Origin of the sequence: Pseudoalteromonas sp. 20-92, from assembly GCF_030847595.1 — a bacterium.
Taxonomy (GTDB): domain Bacteria; phylum Pseudomonadota; class Gammaproteobacteria; order Enterobacterales; family Alteromonadaceae; genus Pseudoalteromonas; species Pseudoalteromonas fuliginea.
The window spans coordinates 1-306 of sequence record NZ_JANJGQ010000095.1 but is presented as its reverse complement, the minus strand read 5'-3'; the positions used below and the strand labels follow the sequence as shown (position 1 = coordinate 306).

Genomic DNA, 306 nt, shown 5'->3' with positions numbered 1-306 from the left:
CAGATGCGCTTGATGAGTGATTTACTTTCTAGAAGAAGGCAGTTAATGGATATGCAAACGATGGAGAAAAACCGTTCACAGATAATGCCAAAAACAATATCATCACTAATAAAACCTATCCTAACGGCATTAAAAAATCAGATTGAAAAAGTAGATTTGAAACTACAAAAACTCATCAAAGAATGTGACGAATATAAGGTCAAGAATGACATTATTCAAAGTGTGCCTAGCGTTGGGAATGTTGTCGCGTTTAACTTACTTAGTGACATGCCTGAGCTTGGGTGTGTAAACAATAAAGAGGCTGCA

1 pseudogene is annotated in these 306 nt (G+C 36.3%); it reads left to right on the top strand.

The features are described from left to right. A pseudogene (locus tag NRL14_RS20885) lies at positions 1–306 on the top strand (IS110 family transposase); the annotation flags it as partial.